This is a genomic window from Paraburkholderia antibiotica (assembly GCF_012927125.1).
GTDB classification, from domain to species: Bacteria; Pseudomonadota; Gammaproteobacteria; order Burkholderiales; family Burkholderiaceae; genus Paraburkholderia; species Paraburkholderia antibiotica.
Genome location: NZ_JABBFZ010000032.1, coordinates 1 through 25,114, shown reverse-complemented (window position 1 = coordinate 25,114; position 25,114 = coordinate 1). Strand labels below are relative to the sequence as shown.

18 protein-coding genes and 1 pseudogene are annotated in these 25,114 nt (G+C 57.8%); 9 read left to right on the top strand and 10 right to left on the bottom strand.

Going from position 1 to position 25,114, the window contains the following annotated elements; translation table 11 throughout:
* Positions 1-10: 10 nt before the first annotated feature.
* Positions 11-2,107 carry an FUSC family protein gene (locus HHL14_RS30805; protein WP_169501380.1) on the bottom strand — a complete coding sequence of 699 codons (2,097 nt, stop codon included), beginning with the start codon at positions 2,105-2,107 and terminating at the stop codon, positions 11-13.
* A gap of 286 nt (positions 2,108-2,393) precedes the next feature.
* Between HHL14_RS30805 and HHL14_RS30800 the strand changes: the two genes are divergently transcribed.
* Both HHL14_RS30800 and HHL14_RS30795 read left to right on the top strand, forming a co-directional pair.
* Entirely contained in the window at positions 2,394-2,960 is a 567-nt protein-coding gene (locus tag HHL14_RS30800) for an AidA/PixA family protein (protein ID WP_169501379.1), read from the top strand.
* Positions 2,961-3,179: 219 nt separating this feature from the next.
* A complete protein-coding gene (locus tag HHL14_RS30795; RefSeq protein WP_169501378.1) occupies positions 3,180-3,755 on the top strand; it encodes an inclusion body family protein in 576 nt (191 codons plus the stop codon).
* Between the two features lie 141 nt (positions 3,756-3,896).
* Here the strand turns inward: HHL14_RS30795 and ppa are convergent, their stop codons facing one another.
* A complete protein-coding gene (gene ppa / locus HHL14_RS30790) occupies positions 3,897-4,424 on the bottom strand; it encodes an inorganic diphosphatase (RefSeq protein ID WP_169501377.1) in 528 nt (175 codons plus the stop codon).
* Positions 4,425-4,728: 304 nt separating this feature from the next.
* Here ppa and HHL14_RS30785 point away from each other — a divergent pair, with 304 nt between their 5' ends.
* The 3 genes from HHL14_RS30785 to HHL14_RS30775 all read left to right on the top strand — a co-directional run bounded on the left by HHL14_RS30785 (position 4,729) and on the right by HHL14_RS30775 (position 8,671).
* Positions 4,729-6,168, top strand: coding sequence for an aldehyde dehydrogenase family protein (locus HHL14_RS30785; protein WP_169501376.1), 1,440 nt, complete (start codon positions 4,729-4,731; stop codon positions 6,166-6,168).
* A gap of 169 nt (positions 6,169-6,337) precedes the next feature.
* The gene (locus HHL14_RS30780; protein ID WP_169501375.1) at positions 6,338-7,096 is read left to right on the top strand and encodes an SDR family oxidoreductase; all 759 of its coding nucleotides are present in this window, start codon (positions 6,338-6,340) and stop codon (positions 7,094-7,096) included.
* Between the two features lie 255 nt (positions 7,097-7,351).
* Positions 7,352-8,671 (top strand): MFS transporter, encoded by a 1,320-nt coding sequence (locus HHL14_RS30775; protein ID WP_169501374.1) that lies wholly within the window; start codon positions 7,352-7,354, stop codon positions 8,669-8,671.
* A 177-nt stretch (positions 8,672-8,848) separates the two neighbouring features.
* On the opposite strand, the gene HHL14_RS30770 is transcribed toward HHL14_RS30775, so the two are convergent.
* The 5 genes and pseudogenes from HHL14_RS30770 to HHL14_RS30750 all read right to left on the bottom strand — a co-directional run bounded on the left by HHL14_RS30770 (position 8,849) and on the right by HHL14_RS30750 (position 12,384).
* Positions 8,849-9,271 (bottom strand): hypothetical protein, encoded by a 423-nt coding sequence (locus HHL14_RS30770; protein ID WP_230413284.1) that lies wholly within the window; start codon positions 9,269-9,271, stop codon positions 8,849-8,851.
* Positions 9,272-9,375: 104 nt separating this feature from the next.
* On the bottom strand, positions 9,376-10,086 hold the full coding sequence (locus HHL14_RS30765; protein ID WP_169501373.1) for a M35 family metallo-endopeptidase: 711 nt from the start codon (positions 10,084-10,086) through the stop codon (positions 9,376-9,378).
* A 3-nt stretch (positions 10,087-10,089) separates the two neighbouring features.
* The gene (locus HHL14_RS30760; RefSeq protein ID WP_169501372.1) at positions 10,090-10,620 is read right to left on the bottom strand and encodes a hypothetical protein; all 531 of its coding nucleotides are present in this window, start codon (positions 10,618-10,620) and stop codon (positions 10,090-10,092) included.
* A 691-nt stretch (positions 10,621-11,311) separates the two neighbouring features.
* Positions 11,312-11,823: pseudogene (locus HHL14_RS30755) on the bottom strand (transposase); the annotation flags it as partial.
* A 99-nt stretch (positions 11,824-11,922) separates the two neighbouring features.
* Positions 11,923-12,384 carry a DUF2501 domain-containing protein gene (locus HHL14_RS30750; RefSeq protein ID WP_169501371.1) on the bottom strand — a complete coding sequence of 154 codons (462 nt, stop codon included), beginning with the start codon at positions 12,382-12,384 and terminating at the stop codon, positions 11,923-11,925.
* Between the two features lie 504 nt (positions 12,385-12,888).
* Between HHL14_RS30750 and HHL14_RS30745 the strand changes: the two genes are divergently transcribed.
* Positions 12,889-16,203: a metallophosphoesterase gene (locus HHL14_RS30745; RefSeq protein ID WP_169501370.1), complete on the top strand. Its 3,315-nt coding sequence runs from the start codon at positions 12,889-12,891 to the stop codon at positions 16,201-16,203.
* Between the two features lie 338 nt (positions 16,204-16,541).
* Here HHL14_RS30745 and HHL14_RS30740 read toward each other — a convergent pair whose 3' ends face one another.
* Both HHL14_RS30740 and HHL14_RS30735 read right to left on the bottom strand, forming a co-directional pair.
* Positions 16,542-17,618, bottom strand: coding sequence for a uracil-DNA glycosylase (locus tag HHL14_RS30740; RefSeq protein WP_268966666.1), 1,077 nt, complete (start codon positions 17,616-17,618; stop codon positions 16,542-16,544).
* A 778-nt stretch (positions 17,619-18,396) separates the two neighbouring features.
* The gene (locus HHL14_RS30735; protein ID WP_230413282.1) at positions 18,397-19,353 is read right to left on the bottom strand and encodes a nucleoside triphosphate pyrophosphohydrolase family protein; all 957 of its coding nucleotides are present in this window, start codon (positions 19,351-19,353) and stop codon (positions 18,397-18,399) included.
* Positions 19,354-19,425: 72 nt separating this feature from the next.
* Here HHL14_RS30735 and HHL14_RS30730 point away from each other — a divergent pair, with 72 nt between their 5' ends.
* A complete protein-coding gene (locus tag HHL14_RS30730; protein ID WP_169501368.1) occupies positions 19,426-19,713 on the top strand; it encodes a hypothetical protein in 288 nt (95 codons plus the stop codon).
* Between the two features lie 665 nt (positions 19,714-20,378).
* Entirely contained in the window at positions 20,379-20,870 is a 492-nt protein-coding gene (locus tag HHL14_RS30725; protein ID WP_169501367.1) for a hypothetical protein, read from the top strand.
* Between the two features lie 103 nt (positions 20,871-20,973).
* Here the strand turns inward: HHL14_RS30725 and HHL14_RS30720 are convergent, their stop codons facing one another.
* The gene (locus HHL14_RS30720) at positions 20,974-23,007 is read right to left on the bottom strand and encodes a sigma-54-dependent Fis family transcriptional regulator (RefSeq protein ID WP_169501366.1); all 2,034 of its coding nucleotides are present in this window, start codon (positions 23,005-23,007) and stop codon (positions 20,974-20,976) included.
* A 310-nt stretch (positions 23,008-23,317) separates the two neighbouring features.
* Here HHL14_RS30720 and exaC point away from each other — a divergent pair, with 310 nt between their 5' ends.
* A complete protein-coding gene (exaC, locus tag HHL14_RS30715) occupies positions 23,318-24,844 on the top strand; it encodes an acetaldehyde dehydrogenase ExaC (RefSeq protein ID WP_169501365.1) in 1,527 nt (508 codons plus the stop codon).
* Positions 24,845-25,114 lie beyond the last annotated feature (270 nt).

The following is a 25,114-nucleotide window of genomic DNA, read 5'->3' as shown; positions in this document are numbered from 1 at the left end:
ATCGCGCGCCCTACCCCCGCGCCTCGCGCATCCGTTCCGTCAACAGCCGATGCACGCGCGCAAGTTCGCCCACCACATCCACTTCCAGCGACGTCAACTGCTCGCGCGCGGGTAGTTCGAGTCGCATCGGCAGCAAGGTCCGATTCAACGCGGCTTCGATCCCCTCGCTCATCGCCGCGACCCATTCGTCGAGTTCCACATGCATGTCGCGCCGGTTCGCGCTCAGGCGCAACTGCGTCGCCGTGCCCGCCATCCGGCGCAGCAGGCTCAGTACCGTCAACGTCACCGTGTCGGCCATCGAGTCTTCGAGCTTTTCGAGCCGCACGCGGCCGAGCGCCTCCTCCGCGTTGTTGCTGGTAAGCCCCGCCGCGCGTCGCAGACGCTCGATCTCCTTGCTGCCATGTCGCGGCGCATCGAGCGACGCGCGCAGATACGCGAGATTCGCGCGCACCGCGTCGCCGAGATACACGCGCAGGTCGAGCTTCTCGCGCGTCGGCCACAGCAGGAAGGTCGCGAGCAGCGCGAGCACGCAGCCGAGCACGTTGTTGCCGAGCCGCGTCAGCGCGAACGAAAACTCGTTGGCGCCCGGCGTCGCGAAGTCGGCGACGAGCACGAAGGCCGGCGTCAGGAACAGCACGAACAGGCTGTAGCTGACCGGGCGCAGCGCCATCGTCGCCATCACGAGCGGGAACACCGCGAGCGAAATGCCGAGCGGCGAATGAATCGCATAGCCGATCGCCGCCGCCAGCACGCCGCCGACGATGCTGCCCGCCGCGCGCTCGATGCTGCGCGGCCACGTCGCCGCAATCGACGGCTGCAAGATCAGCAGCGTCGCCATCGTGGCCCAGTAGCCGAACGGCAAACCGAGCGCGCGAATCACGACAAAGCCCGCCGTCGTCGTCACGCCGACGCGCGCCGCATGGCGCAAGCCGACCGACTGCCACGACAGATTCGCCTTCAGCGTCGACCATGCTCGCGCCGCGTAACGCGCGACACACGCATGCCACGGCTCGGCGTGCACCTCGCGCGGCGCAAAGTCGACCAGTTCGAAACCGGATTGCAGCTTCACCGGTTCGAGCAACGCGCTTTCGAGCCGATGCGCGAAACGTCGCAAGCGTGCCTGCAAATCCGCGAGACGCGGCCAGCGCGCATCGCCCGCCGCGGTGCCAATGTCGCGCAGCACTTCGCCGATCGCGCCCAGCAAGCGCGCCGCGCGTTGCGAACGATGCGGGTCCTCGGGCACTTTCTCGGCCGCGCCCGACACCGCGATCAGATACGCGAACAAGGCCTCGCCGTCGGTCAACAGGCCGAGCAGCGTGTCGTAAGCCGCCGCGCCGCCGGCTTTCGACGCGGGCACGTTCGCGAGCGCATCGCGCGAACGTTCGAGCGCGGCGCGTGCGTCGGCGCGAAACTGCGCGGCATGCGACGCCCATTCGCGCGGCGCCGCGCGACGTTCGACGAGGCGCGCGCTATCGAACGCGACGTCAGCGAGACGCAGATACACCGCGCGCAACGACGCGCGGCTCGCGCCGAACGGATGAATGCGCCAGAGCGTCAGACTCAGCGCCACTGCGAACAGACAGCCGAGCAGATAGACGCCGAGAAACGCGAGACCCGCACGCGTATCGTGCATCGGCCGATCGACCATCACCACGCATGCGGTCGCCGCGAGAATCGTCACCTGCGAGGTCGCCGCGCCCCAGATGCGGCCGAACGCGCCGAGCGTCGTGAACGCGAGCACCGCTAGCGCGGCGAACACGGCACCCTGCGCGGACGCGAAGGCGGTGACGCCGCCGCATAGCGTGGACAGCAACGCGAAGCCCATCATCGACATGAAGCGCGCGCGGTTCGAGCCGCCCGCATCGGCGAGACAGGTCCAGAACGCGCCGATCGCGGCCCACGCGAAGACCGGATCGTGCAGCAGGTTGCCGAGCGCGAGCATTGCCGTCGACGCGCACGCGGCCCTTAACCCTTCCGACAGATTCGCCTCGCTCGCCGCAAACGACACCATCCAGACCGGCCGCTTGCGATAGATCGCGGTGACGACCGAATGCAGCCGGGTCGACCAGCGCGGCGATGTCGAGTGGGACTTGCTGCGGTTCATCATCCGGACAGTGCGTGTATGAATTGATGGGCGCGCGAAGATGCGTGAATTGGTTGTACGCGCGATAGGGTGCGGCGAATGATAAGGGTTTCTACCTAAATATAAAAATGCGTTCGGTTCATCGCGGCGATGCATTCGGGTTATGCGAGCACGCCCCTTCCTTAATCCCTGCCTTTGCCTCTTGACCGCGACCCGCATTCGGCGTTCTTATCGATACGCGTGCCGACGCATCTGCATGATCGAAATCCCATCCTTCTTCCGAGCGCGACATAACCGCAAAAGGTGTCCCATGGAATCCGTCACTGCCACCCCGCCGCTTTCACGCACGATTAATCTGCTAGCCGTAATCGATACGCAATACATCAAGCATAGTTACGAACCTAATCCGGACGTTTTACATCCCACCGCCATCAAACCGGACCACCTGTTTCTGATTGGCGCCGGTTTATGCAGCAACTCTGGAAAACTGAAGTTTGAAGCAAAAACCGGCGATGCCATTTCATTGACAGGAACATCCGCCACCCATAATTCAAACGACGCCGTTATTTTATATAACGCACATCCATCCGGCCGATCCCATATATTTCATCCGTTCAGACAGAAATTTGTGACAAGAAGATGCTCGGTTGAGCCGAATCCTGATTCGGAAAATTACGACGGCTTACCCGCCATTGAAACCACGTCCCATTTCTCACACCTCAATTCCAGAATCCAGGATTACGGCACACAACACATCGATTTTAAATTCGCGCTTTATACATTGTCCGACGACGGCCAGACCCAGCGGCTGTACGGCTATTACCGCTGCCGCCTGAGCGCAACCGTTGAGCCGCCGCACCGCACCCACCTGGAATAACCGGCTTTTACACGCCTGTTTAGTGAATCGCTAAAACACGATATTCTCGCCGCATTTTTAATTGATTTTAATATTTAATCTCCCTGCATAGCGACTCGCAGTGTCAACCTATTTATTTCGCTAGGTACGCAATCTGCGAAATAAGAGGACATTACCGGTGCACGCAGAACGTGCACCGAGATGTTCCCGATTGAAAATCACACGAGACGGAGATTGCAAATGAGCGACGTTAAATTGTTGGCGGCTGCGCAGAAAATCGACATCCTCACGGTTATCGACACGGAAACCATCAAGAATTACTGGAATAAAAGCAGCCCGAGCCGCACGCCGAGTCAGGATAAAAACGCTCCGACCGGTCTCGATCACAGCAATAAATTCATGATCTGCACGGGTTCGCGCGGCATTATCAGCGGCCAGGGCACCGGCGATCTGAGCTTCCGCGCTTACGTCGAAGATTCGGTGCGCTTCGTCGGCACGTCGGCATACAACAACGCGAACGATGCCGTGATCATCTACAAGATCCAGAAGTTTTCGGGCACCGACGTCTTCAACCAGTTCAATGCGAACGTGTACGTGAAGAAGGAAGCGGTCCAGCCGAATCCGAACTCGGACACCCGCGACGGCCTGCCGGCGCTGCACGTGCCGACGAACTTCTCGGTGCTCGAAGCGACGGTCCGCCAGAGCGGCACGGAAGGCTTCGGCGTGTGCTTCGCGCTGTACACGCTGTCGGACGACGGCCAGCGGCAAGACCTGTACGGCTACTTCTGGTGGGATCCGACCATCACGGTGGCCTAAGCGGGCGTCGCGCGAAACCGGCAGAGCGGTTTCGCAGCCTTCGGCTCATAACGAAAAACCGCGCGGCCCTTGCGGGCTCGCGCGGTTTTTTTCGTGCTTTTGACGCTGTGGCGCCAGCGGGCTAATCGACCCGCGGCACGCTTACTTCTTGTAGTTCGCGACGCCTTCGCTGATTTCCTTGTGCGCGGCATCGACGTCCGCCCAGCCTTCGACCTTCACCCACTTGCCCTTCTCGAGCGCCTTGTATTGCTCGAAGAAGTGCTTGATCTGGTCCTTCAGGTAAGCCGGCACGTCGTCGACCGACTTCAGGTTTGCCGTCATCGGGCAGATCTTGTCGTGCGGCACGGCGATCAGCTTCGCGTCGACGCCCGATTCGTCGGTCATCTGCAGCATGCCGAGTGCGCGAGCACGCACGACCGAGCCGGCCAGCAGCGGGAACGGCGTGATCACCAGCACGTCGACCGGGTCGCCGTCGCCCGACAGCGTCTGCGGGATGAAGCCGTAGTTGGCCGGATAGCGCATGCCGGTGCCGATAAAACGGTCGACGACGAGCAGGCCCATATCCTTGTCGGCTTCGTACTTCACCGGGTCGCTTTGCGCCGGGATTTCGATGATGACGTTGAAATCGTGCGGAAGGTCTTTGCCTGCGGGAACGTGATTGAAGCTCATGAGCGCTCTCTGAACGGGATGGAAGTCGGAATGCGGCGAACGGCGCGCGGGGCGGCGGACACGATGCAGACGGCTCGCGAACCGCGAACGTCGACTGTCGAGCCCTGAAACCCACTGGCCCCAACGATGAGGCCGCGCACCGGACCGTGCGGAATGCGCCATTATAGCCAATCGACCGGTGGCATCCCGTGTCGGATCGGCGCGATAATCGTCCGACGACGCTCGCTAGCGTTTCCAGTTTTGTGTCTCCCCTTCGAATCCGCGCCGCCGCACGCCGGCCGCGCGCCACCTTCAAGGAGCATGCATGGAAGAAGCCCGGCATTTCATCGGCGGCGAGTGGTGCGCCGCATCCGGCGGCGACACGATCGCCGTGCTCGATCCGTCGGACGGCCAGCCGTTCACGCGCATCGCGCGCGGCACCGAGGCCGATATCGACACGGCCGTGCACGCGGCGCGCCGCGCGTTCGACGGCGCATGGGGCGCGCTGAGCGCCGCCGAGCGCGGCCGCGTGCTGTACCGGCTATCGATGCTGGTCGCCGCGCGCCAGGAAGACCTCGCGCAACTCGAAGCGCGCGACACCGGCAAGCCGCTCAGGCAGGCGCGCGCCGACGCCGCCGCCCTCACCCGCTATTTCGAGTTCTACGCCGGCGCGGCCGACAAGCTGCACGGCGAAACGCTGCCCTATCAGGCGGGCTACACGGTGCTGACGATCCGCGAGCCGCACGGCGTGACCGGCCACATCGTGCCGTGGAATTATCCGATGCAGATTTTCGGACGCAGCGTCGGCGCGGCGCTCGCGACCGGCAACGCGTGCGTCGTCAAACCGGCCGAGGACGCGTGCCTCTCCGTGCTGCGCGTCGCCGAACTCGCCGCTGAGGCCGGCCTGCCGCCGGGCGCGCTGAACATCGTGACCGGCTACGGACACGAAGCGGGCGCGGCGCTCGCGCGTCATCCGGGCATCGATCACATCTCGTTCACCGGCTCGCCCGACACCGGCAAGCTCGTCACGCAGATGGCCGCCGAAAACCACGTGCCGGTCACGCTCGAACTCGGCGGCAAGTCGCCGCAAATCGTGTTCGCCGACGCCGATCTCGAGGCCGCGCTGCCGGTGCTGATCGCCGCGATCGTGCAGAACGCCGGACAAACCTGCTCGGCGGGCAGCCGCGTGCTGATCGACCGGGCAATTTACGAACCGCTGCTCGACCGGCTCAGCAATGCGTTCCAGGCGCTGCGTGTCGGACCGTCGCAAGCCGATCTCGACTGCGGGCCGCTGATCAGCGCGAAGCAGCAGCAACGCGTGTGGGATTTTCTATCGGATGCGCAGCACGACGGCATCACGATGGCCGCGCACGGTGAAGTGATTCCCGAAGCGCCCGAAAGCGGCTTCTATCAGGCCCCCACGTTGCTGCGCGACGTGCCCGCGAACCACCGCCTCGCGCGCGAGGAAGTGTTCGGCCCGGTGCTTGCCGCGATGTCGTTTCGCGACGAAGACGAGGCGCTCGCGCTCGCGAACGGCACGCAGTACGGACTCGTCGCCGGCATCTGGACTCGCGACGGCGCGCGTCAGATGCGGCTCGCGCGACGCGTGCGCTCGGGCCAGGTGTTCATCAACAACTATGGCGCGGGCGGCGGCGTCGAGTTGCCGTTCGGCGGCGTCAGGCATTCGGGGCATGGCCGCGAGAAAGGCTTCGAGGCGCTGTACGGCTTCACGGTGCTGAAGACGATCGCGATCCGGCACGGCTAGCGGATCGCACGGCACAGTACGGCGCGGCTCGGCTTGGCTCGGTTTGCCAGCAACGCGAGCAGCACGAGCAACCAGCTCAGCACGCTCAGTGCAATCGACGCGAGCCGTGCATGCATCACGCGACACGCAACAACGCATCGCTCTATCCATCACGAACAACGGAGACAACATGCGCTTGACAGGTAAAACGGCCATCGTCACGGGCGGCGGTTCGGGTTTCGGCGAAGGCATCGCGAAGACCTTTGCGCGCGAAGGCGCGAACGTCGTGGTCAACGACCTCAATGGGCCGGCCGCCGAACGCGTCGCGAGCGAGATCGCGCTGGCGGGCGGCAAGGCGATCGCGGTGGCGGGCAACGTCGCGCAACGCGATGATTGGCGCGCGCTGCGCGAAGCCGCGCTCGACGATTTCGGCAGCGTGCAGATCGTCGTCAACAACGCGGGCACCACGCATCGCAACAAGCCGGTGCTCGAAGTGAGCGAGGCCGAGTTCGACCGCGTCTATGCGGTGAACGTAAAGAGCATCTACTGGAGCGTGCAGGAGTTCGTGCCGTATTTCCGCGAGCAAGGCGGCGGCAGCTTCATCAATATCGCGTCGACGGCGGGTGTGCGGCCGCGCCCGGGCCTCGTCTGGTACAACGGCAGCAAGGGCGCGGTGATCGTCGCGAGCAAGTCGCTTGCGGTCGAGCTCGGGCCGGAGCGGATTCGCGTGAACTGCGTGAATCCGGTGATCGGCGAAACCGCGCTGCTATCCGAGTTCATGGGCGTCGAGGATACGCCGCAGAACCGGCAGAAATTTCTGGCCGGCATTCCGCTCGGTCGATTTTCGACGCCGCAGGATATTGCGAATGCCGCGCTGTATCTCGCGTCCGACGAGGCGGAATTCATTACCGGCGTGTGCCTCGAAGTGGATGGCGGGCGCTGCGTATAGAAGCACATGCAGCGGCACATGCAGCAGCACATGTAGCGACGCATGAAGTGAAGTAGCAGTGAAGCTGCGCTGCGCGCGCGTTGGGTTGAGGGGGCGTTGGATGCCCCCTTCGCTCACGACACATGCGCAGTCAATGCGCAGTCAGCGCGAACTCAGTGTTTTCCCCCGTTATTGATTCGTCGTGCAAAAGACCGGTCGCGGCTAGAATCGACCGACGTCGGTACTTCAATTCAAAAGAAAAGAGGAGACGCATTCATGGCTAGTCCCGCAGATCCGCTTCGCCATCCCGGCGCCGGCACGCCGCCGTCGACCTTCGAGGAGGCGACCTATCGCAAGGTCACATGGCGGCTCGCGCCGCTGTTGATGCTCTGCTACATCGTCGCGTATCTGGACCGCGTGAACGTCGGCTTCGCGAAGCTGGGGATGAGCGCGGACCTCGGCCTGAGCGATGCCGTGTACGGCTTCGGCGCGGGGATTTTCTTTATCGGCTATTTCATCTTCGAAGTGCCGAGCAACGTCATCTTGCACAAGGTCGGCGCGCGCGTATGGATCGCGCGGATCATGATTTCGTGGGGCGTGATCTCGATGCTGACGATGTTAGTCACCACGCCGACGATGTTCTACGTGATGCGCTTCCTGCTCGGGCTCGCCGAGGCCGGGTTCTTCCCCGGCATCATTCTGTATCTGACCTACTGGTATCCGGCGCATCGGCGCGGACGGATGACGACCTGGTTCATGACGGCGATTGCGCTGTCGGGTGTGATCGGCGGACCGGTGTCGGGGTACATCCTGAAGAACTTCGATGGCACGAACGGCTGGCATGGCTGGCAGTGGCTGTTTCTGCTCGAAGGGATTCCTTCGGTACTTGTCGGGATCGTCGTGTTCGTGATGCTCGACGACCGGATTTCGAAGGCCAAGTGGCTGACGAAGGAAGAGCAGCAATTGCTCGAGAGCCAGGTGTCGGCGGAAGAAGCGACCAAGCACGATATGCCGATCCGCGAAGTGTTCACGAGTGGGCGCGTGTTGATGCTGAGCCTCACGTACTTTTCGTTCGTGATGGGGCTGTATGGCGTGAGCTTCTGGCTGCCGACGATCATCAAATCGACCGGCGTCACCGATGCGTTTGCGATCGGCTTGCTGTCGGCGGTGCCGTTTGCGGCGGCGGTGGTAGCGATGGTGTTTGTCGCGCGCAGTGCGGATCGCTCACGCGAGCGCAGGTGGCATATTGCATTGCCGGCGTTTCTGGGCGCGGTCGGGCTCGTGCTTTCCGTCGTGTGGGCGCATAACACCGTGCTGGCGATGACCGGCTTGACGCTCGCGACGATGGGCATCCTCACTACCCTGCCGTTGTTCTGGAGTCTGCCGACGGCGATTCTCGCGGGGACCGGTGCGGCAGCGGGGATTGCGATGATCAACTCGATCGGAAATCTTGCCGGCTTTCTGAGCCCTTATGCGGTGGGCTGGTTAAAGCAGGCTACCGCGGCTAACGATTCGGGGATGTATATGCTGGCGGCGTTTATGGTGCTGGGTGGGTTGCTGGCGATTAGCGTGCCGGCCAGGATGGTGAATAAATAAGCGGGAGCGCGGATAAGAAAGCCCCGGCGGGGCTTTCTTTGTGCGTCGGCGACCACAACGATTTCGCTCAGGACCGTTTTGGTGCCCGTGCCGTTGCGCGGGTCGGTGACGGCCGCTGACTTCACGGCCGCCCGGCGCATAGCGGGATGACGCTCATCTCGCCGCCCCGCCCCTCACTCACTCTTCCTCATCCTGTTTGGGCCGTGGATCGCCACACATCCATTGACAACTACCCTTGCAAATCGGGGCTAGCTCAATCTCGACTTGCCGAACAGCAAGTTCACCGTCAGTACGTTTCACCAAAAAATCGTCCGTCATGATTACAGGATCGACATAGATATTTTCACTTGGGATACCAAGCTTCCTCAGGTAGGCTTCCACCGCCTCGCCACGGTTCTTCTGCAACACATCCAGATCATGTTCTCCAATATATGCGCCGGCCGTCACGGTCGCCTGAATCCCGATAGCGGGCGGAGGCCATTTCTTTGCATCTTTCACGGCCATTTCGATTTCTTGCAGATTTTCGTTCGATAGCGACGTCGTATTGAACGGCAACTCAAATTCCATACTCTTCAGGAAACGGCATGTGGTGGGCGCCATCACCTTACCCTCCGACCGGTAAGCGTATGCCACGTCGCAAAAAAACGGAGACAAGGCTATCGCAAAGACCAGAGCAACGCGCCAGGAGTTCAGCCCTCCTCCCATTATGAAATTTCCTCATTGAAAGTTGCTATATATCCTGTAATGCTATCCGCGTTTTCGATTGCCTTATGAGGCTCGCGCTGCGCCCATATGCTAATTCCTCTTTCCCTATTTCCATACATATGGTCTTCCGAATTAAACGTGTCCGTAAAGTGAGTGCATTCGTGGATTATGGTCTTTATCTTGCATCCGTCCCGCAACCTGCCAAATGGGCTTTCACAAAAAGCTGGATGAATAACGATAATCCGCTTTTCAGAATCGGGCTTGCACACCGCAGCATGAGCATCTGGAGAAGTAGGCTTGAGCCGCCCACATGAAAGCGCCCTGCTCGTTCTACTGTCCCACCGAATGATTTTCTCCGGAACCAGTTCCTGCATTGCCTTGAGCAAGCGCGGCAGTCTTAAGCTGAGATAATTTCGTAGTTCTATGTCAGAGCGACCGAAAAAAGTTTGTGCGCGCCCCTGTTCGCTCTCGTCCCAAAGTGCAACAGCCTTGATGCGTTGTTTGACCAAACCAACGCCGATATCGCGCGCCCGCATGATTTCTTTTCTGAACTCCTTATTGGTCATGTTTGGACAGATCGGCGTGGTGTTGATGACCACTTCCACCAACGATTCTGGGTTCGTGTTCGTCCATGTGCCTGGATGAACGACGATCCAATCGTCATCCTCAACTTCAGTCGGAATTCTGAAACCGTACTCATTGTTGTTCATATCTCAACTGCCCAACTCCAGCGTTACATACTTTAACTGCGGGGTCACGATGCGCTCTGTCATGCCTTCGGAATCTGTCACGCCGGAGTGAATCTGCTTGCCACCAGAAAGAACGCGGTATGGCACATTCGCGACCGGATTGCCTTCGTCATCCTTAACGATATAACGTTCATCGTATCGACCAGGAGGGCGAGAGACGCACTTGCAACCGAACGTTATCCCGATTGCCTGCCGCATCTCATGGCCGGATGAGAGGGCTTTGAGTGCACTCGTCGGAATCATCTCGCCGGTCTGGTGGTGCATCGTCTGGGCGTACGATACATCCAGGAATCCCTTGAATATCCCGAACGCTATGCGGCATACAAGACATTCACGCCCGTCCGCTCCCTCGAATGCTTCGCTAAAGCGCTCGTTCATTTCCGCAACTATCTCAGCTGCGGGCCGCATCCTCTGCGTCATATGGTCCCCATCGGTCAATTGATGTTCATCCAGTACGAAGCATCCGCCTCGCACTGCAACGCCAATAGTTGCCATCGGTACTTATTGTTTCGTTGATCCGATCGAACTTAACGCGATTTCGGAGCGCGCGTCTCCCCGACTGGTCTGAAAAGAGAGTGGAGATTTGCTTCCTAATAATCTGCTCCACTTCGAAGCTCGTTGCGGCAGCGAGATCCTGTGATATCTCGAATCGCGTAAAGTCCGTATGCCGTGGCGCAAACCTGGTGACGCGCCAGCCGCTCGCCCACTACGGCGAATACTTCTTGCGTGTCTGGTGACAAGTCGCGATTTCCTTCAAGGAAAGCGCCAACTGTTTAATGCTCAGAGCGGTACGTCGAAACTGACCAGTTCCCCGATCTGCTGCCACGTAAAGCTGCCCTCGGCCTTACCGAGCATTCCTGTCAAATTTGCCTTGACGGCGCGTACCAGCCAATGCGACGTTGATCGGTGTATCAGGCATGAGTGCCGTTGCCGGTCCACGCTTTCGCGTCGCCGCCGCTTTGCCGGCGCGAATGGTTAATAAGTAATGCGAGGGTATGGTTGGGGAAGCTCCGGCGAGCTTTTCCCTGTGCGTTGGGGCGTTTGTTTATGTGTTTGGGAGCGTCATCATTCCCGCGTTCACGGCGCTTTGAGATTCACACGGATGGTTGAACGGTTGGGTTTTCGTAGAGGACGGCGAATTGCTTCATGACTGCTTTTCAGTCATGAGCGGCGCGCGCCCACCAGACACGACCGGAAACGTCGGCTCAAGCGGCCGCGCCTGCCATGCAGTCACTTCGTCCAGGACCTCGTCGGCGACCGAACTGATGAAACCGCGCGAGACCGCTGCGGCGTATTGCTCCTGCAGAAATCCCCGAATCTCGCGTAGGGTCATGCCGCGGGCATACATGGCAACGATTTTGTCATCGAAGCCAGTTAAGCGTCGTTCGTGTTTGGGAATCACCAATGGTTCGAAACTGCCATGACGGTCGCGTGGCTCGAATCTTATGGTCTTCGGTCTGGACGGTCTTGGTGCCCGTGCCGTTGCACTGGTTGGTGACGGCTGGCTTCACGGCGCCTGGCGCATAGCCGGGATGATGGCTCAGTTCGTCGCCCAGCGCCCGCTCGATCAGGGCCGTCTTGAGCGCCAGCGTTGTGGCATTGATCGCAGCGACCGTCATCGTGCCCCTGCCGAACTATTCAGGTAGTTCGGCAGGAATCGCCAGCAGATCTGCCGGGGGGCTTCGGTTTGCGAGGCATATTTTCTCGTGAGGAGCGTCGTATGCCCTGAACACGAAATTGCGGCCCCCAAGCATGCTGCACAGTCGGGACATCTCCCGACTGTGTGCTGTCACCTCTCTATAGCAAGGATTTGCCCTGCTCGAGAATCTTGTCGCAGACCTGCTTGGTGAGCTGCTCTTTCAGGCCGCCGCCGCTCAGATCGACCTGCTTGCCGTTACCGCTATTCAGGATGCCCTTGGCGCCGTCGGTGAAGCCGCTGTCGGTCGACGCGCTCCCTCCTGTCAGCTTGCTCATGAGGCCGTCCTTGACCGACGACGCGGTGCCGCCGCTGAGATAGTTGTTCTTGATGCAGAACTGAAGTACCCCGGCGACGTTGCCCGTGCTGCTGGATGTCAGCGACTGCAACGACGCGCCACCGCCCAGAGCGTTCCCCAGGCTGCCGAGCCCGCCAGCGGCTCCGCCGCCGCTGCCTCCCGCCTGATTAAGGAGGTTGCCGAGTTGGGCGTTGGCGACAGGAAAGTAGAGTGAGGTGGCGATGAACAAACCAGCTGCCAACGTGCGATGTTTGCGTGCGACCATATCGGAGCCCTTTCCGTAGAGTGAAGGTGGTCTTCACTATAGTGGGTTTTGGGGATGTTGTTGGGAGCGAGTGGGGTCAAGGATGTTTAAAAAAGTAACCAAATTCCATGATTCCCGACTTCGATCAGGGCCTGAAATTTGGTTCAAGGCAAGATTCAACCTATCCTCAGCATGAAGCAAACTCCCCAGGCACCGGCTGATGCTTGATATCGGAATCGCATCGGTTACTGGCCACTAGCGCTCCGATAATGCATATCGCGTAATTAGCCTATCCAGCTGTCTGACCCGAGAATATCGTAGCAGCAATTATCGCCTGCTCCAAATCAGGGCATGTCGCAATGCGCTAACTTATCGAACATCACACTCTTCTGGAAAACCTCGTAGGCATCTTCGAGTATGATGACAAGACTTATTAGCCAGAGCCGATATCGGGATTCGGATCTCTGTCTCAAAAGTACGACGTTGCATTGGTAAGAAAACATATCGCACCTCTAGCGAAAAAACATGACCAAACAAATTTCGTGGCTACATCTAAGCGATCTCCATATCGGACAGTCCTTCCAGTGGCTCTGGCCAAATTTTAAGGCCATTTTCCTAGATGATATTCGCAGGCTCACTGGCGAAGCTGGGCCTATTGACCTTGTTGTCTTTTCAGGTGATCTTACCCAACGGGGCGACGTAAAGGAATTCACGACGCTCTCTGACGAATTGCAGGATATTTGGGAGGAACTGGACAAATTAGGGCAGCGTCCACTGCTATTCTCCGTACCCGGAAATCATGATCTGGTTCGCCCGGCAAAGAACGACGCTCGCATCAAAATGCTAAAGCAATGGGCTATTGATCCGGACGTTTCGAATGAATTTTGGGCGAATAGCAGCAATCAATACTTCAATGTTGTGCAAGCGGCATTTGAAAATTACGTCCACTGGTACGCTGGGCTCAAAGACCGAGGAATCCCAGTTCCCGAATATGTGACTGGTCGATTGCCAGGTGACATCTCATCGTCGATCGTAATCAATGACGTATCCGTTGGGCTGATTGGACTCAATACCGCATTCCTTCAACTTGATGAAGAAGATTTCGAGGGGAAACTCGCGATTGATTTGCGACAACTCAATGCACTGACCAACAACAATCCACCTGCATGGTGCGACCAGAATCAGGTCAATTTTCTAGTTACTCATCATCCTACATTTTGGCTTAGCCCTGAGGCTTCGAGGCATTTTCAGTCTGAGATCTATCCCTCAGGGCGATTTACAGCCCATCTTTATGGGCATATGCACGAGCCGGACCAAACGACGATATACCGGGGCGGCGATAGGGGAAGAAAAACTTTTCAAAGCTCGTCACTTTTCGGTATTGAACATCTTGCCGATGGTAAGACGGAGCGAGCGCACGGATATGCAATAGGACAGATCGTACTTAGCGATACCGATGCCATATGGAAGTTGTGGCCGAGAAAGGGCCGCGTAAACCGCCGAAGCGGCGATCGTAGAATTGTTCCTGATGTCGACAACTTCGATCTGATCGCGGGAAAGGAATTCTTGGTCGATCAACTTATTTTGAAGCAAAATCACGCTGCCCGGTCAATTGTGATCGCGGCTCCAAAGGCTGTGGATCTTGCTGCGACCGTTGATGAGACCGCCCATCTTTGGGAGGAAGCGTTGCATGGAGCGATCCATACGCTCACAGAACAGGAGCAGCACCTCGCAATTCGACCATTACAACAACAAGTATGTATCGAGAGCATTCGTCAGAAACGGATGGCTTGGGTTTGTGCGGACTGGGGACTTGGGCGTGACGGCTTTCTTTGGTCAATTGCGAAGCGGATTGGTCGAGAGACTCAGCCCGTCTATCGGGTGGACCTCGGTAACTATTTGACACGAGATGAGTTTCTGACGCGCTTTGCTACAACTGCAGGCTGCTCATTTCCTGACTTTTGCAAAGCCTTAACGTCCGCAGGGCCATCACTATTACTATTGGACGAGGCTCCTGTTAGCGTAGGCGACCAGAATGAACGCTCTGTCGAGAGCGATGCGGAAGGACTCGCGATGATGCTCCGCGATTTCTGCCCAAGTTCAGTAATTATGTTATTGGCTCGACGACCACCACGGACGCATAGTATTGACGTCGTTCGGCTAGAGCCACTAGATGAGGCGGACACACGGACGTATCTCCTCGCCCATCCGGCGGCGGGATCAGAAGCTCGGTCGTCTCGCGGCGTGAGCGAAATTTTCCGCCATACAGACGGCTTGCCCGGACGAATCGATCGCGCGCTCGGTACGCTACGCGTCGTCAGCCTTTCAGAACTAGGCCCTCCAACGAGCAGCGATTTAACAAGTAGCATCTCGTCTCAAGATACTATCCCCATGTCGCTGATCAAGGCGGTTAGCGAACTTGTGGATTCCAATGACCCATCGGAAAGACGGTCATGGCTTTTGCTTAAAGTTCTCGCGATACTTCCTCACGGAGAATCGCTTCAACGATTAAAGCGAATCGAGCATGACAACCCGATCTTTCCCAAGCATGGGGAGGAGTTACTTGAGCGAGACCTTATACAAATCCGTACGTCGGCCACATTAATTAGACACAGTGAAGGCGCCGAGGACCAAGTCAAAATTCTCGTTGCGCCGCGGCCTGTACGTGATTATGTGCTGTCTCGTATGCCGCAAAAGGAGATTGACGCACTGGTGAGAAAAGCGGCATCACTGTACTTCGGTGAAAGTTGGCGCGTAGGGCACGCCAGCTTGCGCAAGTTAGACGGGCCGCTCACCTCTGATGATGGCAGTCTGCTACAAAATCCACATTTCCTTGTTACTCGCTTGCTTGCAGCTCCGTCGACTTGGCGGACAAACGAGTCCGCGGCCCCAGTGCTTGATTTATGCAAAATCTATACCAGTGCGTTGCTTGAAGCGACCAATTACCGGAATTGTGCTACGGTGTGCCGAGACGCCTTAGCGATAATTCCAGTGGACGACTTTGTCGCGCATAGAGAAACCCTAGAGATTCTGCTGGCCAAGAGTCTGCGAATGCTCGGCGAGCACGACGAAGCACGTGCGCTCTACGAGAAATTACTTAAGAACGAACGCCCAAGAGATGTAAAGACGTCAATACTGCTCAACTACGCGCTCTGCCTTCAGTCATTAGAAGACTCTTCGGCTATGGACGTGGCAAAACAAGTAATAGCGTTAGCACCGAAAAGTGCTGCAGCTCTGCAGGCACAGTCGATCATCCTGGAAATGCAGGAGGAAGCCGACAGCAGTGCAAAACTTTTGAAAATCGAGATAGAGGCAAGAAAACGTGGCTACGATACGGTTGCTAACAATCTTGTGTTAAGTCGAACGGACACAACAACGGATAATTTAGAAGCCAGTTCCGCACTCAAACAAGTCTATTTGACAGCAACGGCCGACGATGATCCGTACACGGCAGCAAGAGCGATGGTGAAACTGGCCGCTCGTTCAATACGAGAGACGGGAACGATTGAGAGCGGTGATCTTAATCATCTTATTAGCGCCTATCAGTATTTTTACGGCGAGCGTTTCAGTTCCCTTTTTTCGAGTGCGCACAAGACATTGTGGAACCTATTCGAAAGTCACGGGGACGTAAGAAATCTCCTGAGCCTCTTTAGGCATAGTTCTTTTATTTGGCGGCTACACGGTGACGAAGCGCGCGAAGAAATCTACGTGAAGAAATTGATCGGCACGGCGCGACACATTTTGACGACTAACGTTCTTAGTGCAGATCAGAATACTGCTTATTTTCTCTTGCGTGCGAGGGACCACGCGACAGACGAAGCGAACGGCTCTATTTCATAACGTACAGCAATCATCAGATGCATCGATTGTGGCACTGATCCGAATTCGTTGTGGCATCCATTCTAGCGATTCCTGATCGCGAACTTTCGCTTAGACAGGTTTTGAAGGCGCGCGAACGTCCGCATTGATAACTCGCTGATTAGCTCGACGAAGTGCACGAACGTCGCTTTCATTCAAGAGGCGACGTTCGGCCTCAACAGAAATTCCGATGTCTACTTTTTCCTGACAACGAACCATCTTGCTCTAATCAAACTAAAGCCATCGAGTGAAAGACGTGCTCTTCCACACTCGCGGCAATGATATGGAGTTCGCAAGGAAATTCTATTAATTTTAAAGCATTACGAGGATTTTTCCGAAGTAGACACACGCGAAACCTTCGTCACAAACGGCAGCACAGCGGCGTTATAAAAATTTGCGCCATTCGATTTTTCTTTTCGGAGTAGTGCACGCATATATTTGCTCAAGTAGACGACCCTTTTTAGTTCTTCGTCACGCATATTGCCGTACTTCGCTACGACCGCCTTCACCGCTGCTTCGTCAGGGGCAGACAGTGCCTGAGTGAACTCGCTCATAAGGAAATCGACTTGACTAGTAAGCCCAAGCATGACTTTGCCGCCGACGGATCGAATCATGATCCCCGGAACCAATTGCGGCAGTTTTGCCAAGTGCAAGTCTACAAAATATGGACCATCCTTTTGACGAACGACATACGCATTCGTAAGACGTTCCCCGGATGTTTCAAGTGAGGCCAACTCAGCCAGAAAACATAACTTATGAAGCGCGAAATAACTAAGCCCTTCTGACTTACTCTGCAATATCCGGTGAGCAACGTGTCCTAGTTTTGCAGCATCAGCTCGAGGCTTGCCGCCAGTAGATCTCTTGCGTTGCTTCTTCCCCCTTCTCAGGGTCTCAGCGACGAATTGATAGTCGCTTAGCTGATTTGCGAAACTGCGGTGAACCATAGCTCGTTGCCCTGGGTGATACACAGGTATCAGGGACCGGCGCAACCACGCGTTGTTCGTTCTAACGTGCTCGCGAAGCGACAACGTATGCGCTTGTAGTATGCCGCACGCCTTGAGCGCCACAGCACCAAGCGTAACTACAAGTGAGGGATCTACTATTTCGATTGTTTCTTGTAGGAAGGGTGCACAGTTTGCGATCTCGGCAGGCGTAGGCGTCGCATTATTGCCCCGTTCATCTTTGGGATTGCAGAGAACAGCGTTGGTCACGAACACTTCGTATCGACTGATTCCTACCTGTTCGATGAGGCTCTCGAAGTTGTGCCCGGATTTGTCCCCGTGAAAGGGCAAATGCGACCCATCGGCCCCAAGCCGCCCAGGTGCCTCGCCAACAAACATAAGCGGCGCGTCAAGAGGACCGCATCCGGGTCCGAGAACGCGCGCACTCCCTGTCATCCGAGGACACTTTTCGCAGGAGGTTACACGGCTAACCAAGTCAAGGAACTTGGTCTCCTTATCATCGATGGACGTCATTGAATCAGTGAACGAAGCTGTTGCTGAGAACAATCGAAGTAAGCATGAACTGAGTGGCAGACGAGCTTTCCCGGCTGCTTGTTCGAGGCCTCGCATATGAAGCGAAGTAGTCTGCCCAAGCCAATAAAATTGCCCAGCACTTTGTTGAAAAAATCATGATTCCGATATACCACGACGAGGTCCAAGGAATCGTCTGAATTCCAAAGAATTTCTCCAAACTGCCAGCAAGGTCCTCCTCTCGTACGAGGTGCATCTACGGCTGGCGACGAAAGATGAAATACTAAACCAGTGGTGTTCCGCTGCGGCCATGTGTTCAACTTATCGATCGCTCGCTCCAGTTGGTTGACGCCGTCCGGCGGAAACCGAATGAGCCGTTCGAAGTATGTGCCCCATGCATGGTGCCCACGTTGCCATCTATGAGCTCGGTCATGGACTCGGAGGTAGCGGGTGTAAAATTCCGATCGCGTCGCTACTCGCTCAAAAGTTCGCAACGGAAACAACGTATTGGCGACATCACAAGCGTCATCAGCACCCGCCTTTATGCGAGCAGGCGAATATCGCTTCAGCCAATCGCCTCCTGCTTGACAAGGATGAATCACCGTCGTAATTAAATTGCTGACTTCACCCCGCGCGTCGAGTAGAAGAGAGCACCCCGCGCGCCACGCTTCGAGTGCGGTAGGACCATCAACAACGGGAATTGTCATGCTCGTCGCCCCTTTGCCGTCGAAGATATTCCTCTTGTAATAGGCGACGCACGATATGTAATCCGTTGTTTATCCAAATCCACAAGCACGTCTCCGCCGCTGTTTTTCTTCAGTTCACGAAACACTGCGTAGCCTTGACAAATCGCTTGCTGCCATTGTTTTGCCGTACAAGAACGCACTTCCAAGCCCGTTACCATCCTGCGAATAGTCTTGAGCAGTCCGATGTCAATAGAGCTACGGTCTGCATACCATCCTCGTTCTTCTGCCTGATTAAAAACAAGAATTGAGACAGCTTCCTCAATTACAGCCGCACGCGCTCCATCTTCCACTTCGTCGATCTTTGCATCTGATTTGCGCTTACACTTGAGCAGCGCTCGGCAGACGGGAGACCACCCGAGCACGGCCGCGTATGCGAGATGAAATACATCGTGATAGCGATAGCCATCGTCCTCGTGTGAATTGTCGGTTAATGCATCACCGATGACGACGTCATTTACCGATACCTTGACGTAAAGGCTTCTCTCCAGAGGTTTCTCGTAGAAATTAACAACGAAGCGCCGCGGCAACCGCTCATCTGACGCAAAACCGCTATCAAAAATATTGACACTTCCTTCCGAATACAGGGATTCAGCCTTCTCTGCATTTGCCCTAGCAATTTCTTCTAGCGGAATTTCGTATAGGGAAGCAAGGCTCGTCAGATACCAAAGCAGGTCGCCAAACTCTTCTCGCAGCTCTGTTCGAAACAGAGGATTGTCCTTTTGGATAAGGAGCTTCTTCATCATGCTATGAAGATCACCGACCTCACCGACAAGCCCCATTAGTGAAACTGCGCGGGAGGGTCGTTCGTTAGTGCGTTCGACCATCGCTTGGTATTCGCTAAACGTTGTTAGCGTCGCGATAGCGCCACTTTTCAAACTTTCTTCGAGTTTCTCAACGGGCGCGCTCCGCAGCATACTCCCTCCCCAGCCATAAATTTATTTATAGGTTCGCTTCGAACAATCGTAGGTGGTCGACCACATTTTTTCATGCTCGACATAAATGTCAGGTTTTCCGACAATTCTCATGAAATGGTCGATGATGTTGACGGCAAGAATGACAGCGATTCTTCAACGTGCAAAGTAAAATTTAGACTTTTCGTTTTTTTATGTCAGGTGCATCGAACCGAGTTTAGTGATTTTGGTGCAGGTCTAGAAATACTCCCGCAAGCGCAAACCACGCCTTATCATGCGAGAGAATCAGGGTTTGATTCCAATCGTGACAGCCAGTACCGCACTGCCACACGAAATCTGCAACAATACCGCCCCAAATCTTGAAGTTGAGAAGCGATAGCAGCCGCAATAGCCCGCGATCAATTGATTTCATTCCGTTGCAAATATCACTGTCGGGGGACGTTGCTGCAGGCGCGATTCAGAGTACCGTTTGTGGCCGACTACTCCGATTGACAAGCAGCAGACGACGATGCCTTTTGGACCCAAGAGCGATCGTAGCCGCGGCGGCGCCAAATACGGGTTAACCCCATCTCCACTTTCCGACAGCAGTCATTCAATAGCTCTCAGGCGAGTTGTACCTCAACGGACAGACGCTCCAATGAAACATTGACCAATTCGCCTCGAATCGCCAAAAAACAGAACAAACGCCCGTCGCCTCACGCTTTCCTTTGTTCACTCGACCAACGCTCAACATCCAGCCCAAAAGCCTAAATGCGAGATAGCCCTTCACGTAGACTTACCAAGTCGCCGGGAAACACCCAGCGTCCAGGTTTGACAGCCTGATTGTTACGTCCGCACATCCGCCCAGGCGGGTGTGCGTTTACCTCTGCACGTCTATATATTTCAATGGGCGGGCCTTGGTAGGGGAGCCGCAAGGCTCGCCGGCTTGACGTAACACCGGTCTGTCAACCCTGCCTTGTGCCCGCTCACCCCTTCCCCCAAAAGCGAGTGCCCGGGCGATCCAGCAAGCAACAGGGAGAGATCGCACCATGACCAGGTCCGTCAAAAATCAACCGGCTTCGCGTCCGCCCGTCGACGCACTTCAGTATGAAAAGCTCGCCCTTTCCGCGTTCGATTTATGCGACCGGCAGTTGGCTCATCTGGATACCTTGATCACGCTTGCGTCTTCGATATGTAGAAATCCAGCCATCACGCGCGATGAAAGACGGCGTCGTCAAACGCTGCTCGAATTACTCGTCGACACGGCCGAGGAGTATCAACTGGAACTCGAGTGCGACCGTGAACTATTCCAGGTGATCGCCCTCGATGCAAAGGGCGTTCCGCGCAGTTGCATCACTGCAAAGCATGCAACAAAGCTGCTGGCCGAAACATCACAAAAAACGCAGCAAACAAAAGAACCGACAAACCGCGCAAACGTTTCGCGTCGCAAAGTTCGCTCGAAAGAAGCAGCAGTAACCGCAAAGAGCATCCTGGTATCGACAAAAAATACCAAGCCGCAACCAGTAGCCGCCGCCCACTAAGCAAACCCATCAAGGATCGAAGCAGGAAAGCCAACCCACTCATCGACGACACCATGGCCGGTGACTCCGGCCATCATCAATCGACCTTGCGCAAGCCCTCACTTCAATCCTCCCCCACCAACCCCCTCGCCTGCGCCGCCACCATCCGTCGATAAACCGTATTCCGCGACACCCCCAACGCCCGCGCCGCCGCCGACACATTGCCGCCATAACGCGCGAGCGTCATCGCGACCACCGACGCGGCGACATCCTGCAACCGCGCGCCATCGTGCGCGGAAGATGCATCACCAGCAACAGGCGCATCCGCACTCGCAACAGCTAAAGAAGAAGCAGAAGAACCCGAAGCCCCCGCCGCAACAGAACCTCCCCCCACCTCCTCCACAAAATCATCCGGCAGATGCTCCCACCGGATCACGCCATCGTCCTCGACCATCGCCGCCGCAGTCCGCAGCAGATTAGCCAGTTGCCGGAAGTTACCGGGCCACGCATATCGCCCGAACATCGCCATCAGATCGGGCGCAACGCTCAGCGCCTGCCCTCGCCCACCGTCAACGGTTTCCTGCTTCAACATCTTCTCGACCACCACCGCAAGATCGCTCCGCTCCCGCAACGCCGGCAGCCGAACCGCAAGCCCATTGATCCGATAGTAAAGATCCTCGCGGAACTGATTGTCCGCGATCATCTCGCGCAGATTGCGATGCGTCGCGCAGATGATGGACACATCGACAGGCACCGCCCGCGCCGCCCCAAGCGGCGTCACCACGCGCTCCTGCAACACGCGTAGCAAGCGCACCTGCAACGAGTACGGCATATCGCCGATCTCATCGAGAAACAGCGTGCCGCCATTCGCCTGCATCAGCTTGCCGATCGCGCCTTTGCGCCGCGCGCCGGTGAACGCGCCCTCCTCATAACCGAACAGTTCGCATTCGATCAGCGTCTCCGGAATCGACGCGCAATTGACCGCCACAAACGGTCCATCGCCGCGCGACGAATCGTTGTGAATCGCCTGCGCGAGCAGTTCCTTGCCGGTGCCGGTCTCGCCGGTGATCAGAATCGGAATGTCCTTGCCGAGTACCTTGCGAACCTTCGCGATCAACGCGGCCACGCGCGCATCGCCGGTGTCGAGATCGACGAGCCGCGATAAACCTTCGGCAGATCGCGACGCCCCCACATTCGCACGCATCGCTTGCGAGGCGGCAGAGCCTGGCACATCGATCGCCGCACGCCCCTGCCCCAACGATGCCCGTCTGAACTGCGCACGCGCGCACACCACCGCACCGTTGTGCAGATTCAGCATCAGATGCGGCGCGACCCCATGCGTCAACCGATCGATCAACTGCGCGTACGTGATCTGAAACAGCGACGTCAGCGTATGCGTACGCAGCGCGGCAAGCGACAAGCCCAACTGAAACTGCGCACTGCGATTCGCGGACAGAAAGCGGCCATCGTCGGTGAACGCGATGATCCCTTCCATCAGCGTGCCGAGAAACTCGGCGCGTCCGTGGAAAGACACTTGCAGCACGTCGCGAAACGCAGTCGAGAACAGATGATTTTCGATCATCTGCACCGACATCTTCGCGAGCGCCATCGTGTGCTGGTGATAGCTGCGGTGATCGCCAGTCACGTCGAGCACGCCGATCAGGTCGCCGTACGGATCGAGAATCGGCACACTCGAACAGGTCAGAAAGCGGTTCGCCGCCAGATAGTGCTGATCGCCATGCACGACCATCGCGCAGCCCTCGGCGAGCGACGTCCCGATTGCATTGGTGCCCTGGCGATCCTCGGCCCAGTTCGCGCCGGGTCGCAGCGCCACTTTTTCGGCGCGATGCAGGAAGTCGTCGTCGCCGATCGAATGCAGGATCAAACCTTCGGCGTTGGTCAGCACGATCATGCTTTGCGTGTTGACGATCTGCTCGTGCAGCGTCTCCATGACGGGCATCGCATGCGCGCACAGCGTCTGGTTCTGCTCGCGCTTCAGCGCGAGGCCGCTGTCGGAGAGGATGTCGTAACCGGGTTGGATCGATGCGCGCAGGCCGAAAGTCTCGGAGCGTTCGTGGGCTTTCTGGATTGCCGGTGCGGGCCAGCCATGGGGGCGATTGGCCGCGGCAAGGCTGACCGGATGAACGTCGTCGCGCATTGTCTCCTCCTGAATGCGCCCGAGTCGTGCCGGTCGCCTGGATAGGTCACGACAGGATACTCCGTTTGACCGCCCGCTTGCCGCCTGCGGCGATCCCGCGCACGCCTCTCGCCCCTTGTTCCGCGCGAGCATCGGCAAGCGCTGCCACGTTTCTGAACACCCCTGTCCGCGCGACTGTTCCGAAACGGAACACTTCCTGATGCGCAATCACCGCGAGCCACGGAAACTTCGTACTTCGATGCATTGGTACGGTTCGTGCCTCATGTCGCCCGGCGCAGTGCCCATCACCATCACAAACCGGAGACACGTAATGAACCCATTCGACCTGAAAGCCCTCGGCATCGACATCGAGTATCCGTATCGGCAGCGCTACGAAAACTACATCGGCGGCAAGTGGGTGCCGCCCGTCGACGCCGACTATTTCGACAACGTGTCGCCGATCAACGGCAAGCCGTTCTGCAGCGTGCCGCGTTCGACCGCCGCCGACATCGACCTCGCAATCGATGCCGCGCACGCCGCCCGCCGCAAATGGGCGAAGACGTCGGTGGCCGAGCGCGCGAACCTGCTGCTCGCGGTGGCCGAGCGGATGGAAAAGAATCTGAAGGTACTCGCGGTCGCTGAAACGATCGACAACGGCAAGCCGCTACGCGAAACGATGGCCGCGGACCTGCCGCTCGCGGTCGATCATTTCCGCTATTTCGCCGGCTGCATCCGCGCGCAGGAAGGCGGCATCTCGGAGATCGACGACAACACGGTCGCGTATCACTTTCATGAGCCGGTCGGCGTGGTCGGTCAGATCATCCCGTGGAATTTTCCGCTGCTGATGGCCGCATGGAAGCTCGCGCCCGCGCTCGCGGCCGGCTGCTGCGTCGTGCTGAAGCCGGCCGAGCAGACGCCAGCGTCGGTCCTCGTGCTGATCGAGCTGATCGGCGATCTGTTTCCAGCGGGCGTCGTCAATATCGTCAACGGCTTCGGCAAGGAAGCGGGCGAAGCGCTCGCCACCAGCAAGCGCATCGCGAAGATCGCGTTCACGGGTTCGACACCGGTCGGCAAGCGCATCCTGCACGCGGCCGCGGACAACCTGATTCCGTCGACGGTCGAACTCGGCGGCAAGAGCCCGAACATCTTCTTCGCCGACGTGCTCGATCGCGACGACGCGTTTCTCGACAAGGCGCTCGAAGGTCTCGCGATGTTCGCGTTGAATCAGGGCGAAGTGTGCACGTGTCCGTCGCGCGTGCTGGTGCAGGAGTCCGTCTATGAGCGTTTCATCGAGAAGGCGATTGCGCGCGTCGAACGGATCAAGGCCGGTCATCCGCTGAATCTGGACACGATGATCGGTGCGCAGGCGTCGCAGCAGCAACTCGACAAGATCCTGTCGTATCTCGACATCGGCCGCGATGAGGGCGCGCAGTGCCTCACCGGCGGCGAACGCGCGACGCCCGCCGCCGGTCTCGACGAAGGCTTCTACGTGAAGCCGACGATGCTGTTCGGCAACAACGACATGCGCGTGTTCCAGGAGGAAATTTTCGGACCGGTCGCCTCGGTGATGACGTTCAAGGACGAACAGCAGGCGATCGAACTCGCGAACGACACCTACTACGGCCTCGGCGCCGGCGTGTGGACGCGCGACGGCACGCGCGCGTATCGCATGGGACGCGAGATCGAAGCGGGACGCGTGTGGACCAACTGCTATCACCTGTATCCGGCGCATGCGGCGTTCGGCGGCTACAAGCAGTCGGGGATCGGGCGCGAAACGCACAAGATGGCGCTGTCGAATTATCAGCAGACGAAGTGTCTGCTGGTCAGCTATCAGGCGGAGGCGTTGGGGTTCTTCTGAGCGAGGGGTGATGCGCGTCGTTGTTTTGTCGTGCGGCGACGACGCGCGGTTGCATCGCATCTCCTCGCATCAAGCAATCAAAGCTGGCAAACCGAATTTTTCCTGTTTACGCTAAAAATTCGTCCAATTCCGATAGACGGACGGGCATGCGGTTTCGATACTGTCGATGACACGTAACCTCATGCCCACATGCTCAAGCCACCCCAGGACCGCACATTAGGTATTACCGGCGATGCTCTCCCGACATGGGCTAACGAGCCGGTACTGGCC

Excerpts from the sequence above, each read along its gene's own strand:
- HHL14_RS30805 (WP_169501380.1), bottom strand. The coding sequence starts at position 2,107 with ATGATGAACCGCAGCAAGTCCCACTCGACATCGCCGCGCTGGTCGACC.
- HHL14_RS30800 (WP_169501379.1), top strand. The coding sequence starts at position 2,394 with ATGGAATCCGTCACTGCCACCCCGCCGCTTTCACGCACGATTAATCTG.
- HHL14_RS30795 (WP_169501378.1), top strand. The coding sequence starts at position 3,180 with ATGAGCGACGTTAAATTGTTGGCGGCTGCGCAGAAAATCGACATCCTC.
- ppa (WP_169501377.1), bottom strand. The coding sequence starts at position 4,424 with ATGAGCTTCAATCACGTTCCCGCAGGCAAAGACCTTCCGCACGATTTC.
- HHL14_RS30785 (WP_169501376.1), top strand. The coding sequence starts at position 4,729 with ATGGAAGAAGCCCGGCATTTCATCGGCGGCGAGTGGTGCGCCGCATCC.
- HHL14_RS30780 (WP_169501375.1), top strand. The coding sequence starts at position 6,338 with ATGCGCTTGACAGGTAAAACGGCCATCGTCACGGGCGGCGGTTCGGGT.
- HHL14_RS30775 (WP_169501374.1), top strand. The coding sequence starts at position 7,352 with ATGGCTAGTCCCGCAGATCCGCTTCGCCATCCCGGCGCCGGCACGCCG.
- HHL14_RS30770 (WP_230413284.1), bottom strand. The coding sequence starts at position 9,271 with ATGGCGCCCACCACATGCCGTTTCCTGAAGAGTATGGAATTTGAGTTG.
- HHL14_RS30765 (WP_169501373.1), bottom strand. The coding sequence starts at position 10,086 with ATGAACAACAATGAGTACGGTTTCAGAATTCCGACTGAAGTTGAGGAT.
- HHL14_RS30760 (WP_169501372.1), bottom strand. The coding sequence starts at position 10,620 with ATGGCAACTATTGGCGTTGCAGTGCGAGGCGGATGCTTCGTACTGGAT.
- HHL14_RS30750 (WP_169501371.1), bottom strand. The coding sequence starts at position 12,384 with ATGGTCGCACGCAAACATCGCACGTTGGCAGCTGGTTTGTTCATCGCC.
- HHL14_RS30745 (WP_169501370.1), top strand. The coding sequence starts at position 12,889 with ATGACCAAACAAATTTCGTGGCTACATCTAAGCGATCTCCATATCGGA.
- HHL14_RS30740 (WP_268966666.1), bottom strand. The coding sequence starts at position 17,618 with ATGACAGGGAGTGCGCGCGTTCTCGGACCCGGATGCGGTCCTCTTGAC.
- HHL14_RS30735 (WP_230413282.1), bottom strand. The coding sequence starts at position 19,353 with ATGCTGCGGAGCGCGCCCGTTGAGAAACTCGAAGAAAGTTTGAAAAGT.
- HHL14_RS30730 (WP_169501368.1), top strand. The coding sequence starts at position 19,426 with ATGCTCGACATAAATGTCAGGTTTTCCGACAATTCTCATGAAATGGTC.
- HHL14_RS30725 (WP_169501367.1), top strand. The coding sequence starts at position 20,379 with ATGACCAGGTCCGTCAAAAATCAACCGGCTTCGCGTCCGCCCGTCGAC.
- HHL14_RS30720 (WP_169501366.1), bottom strand. The coding sequence starts at position 23,007 with ATGCGCGACGACGTTCATCCGGTCAGCCTTGCCGCGGCCAATCGCCCC.
- exaC (WP_169501365.1), top strand. The coding sequence starts at position 23,318 with ATGAACCCATTCGACCTGAAAGCCCTCGGCATCGACATCGAGTATCCG.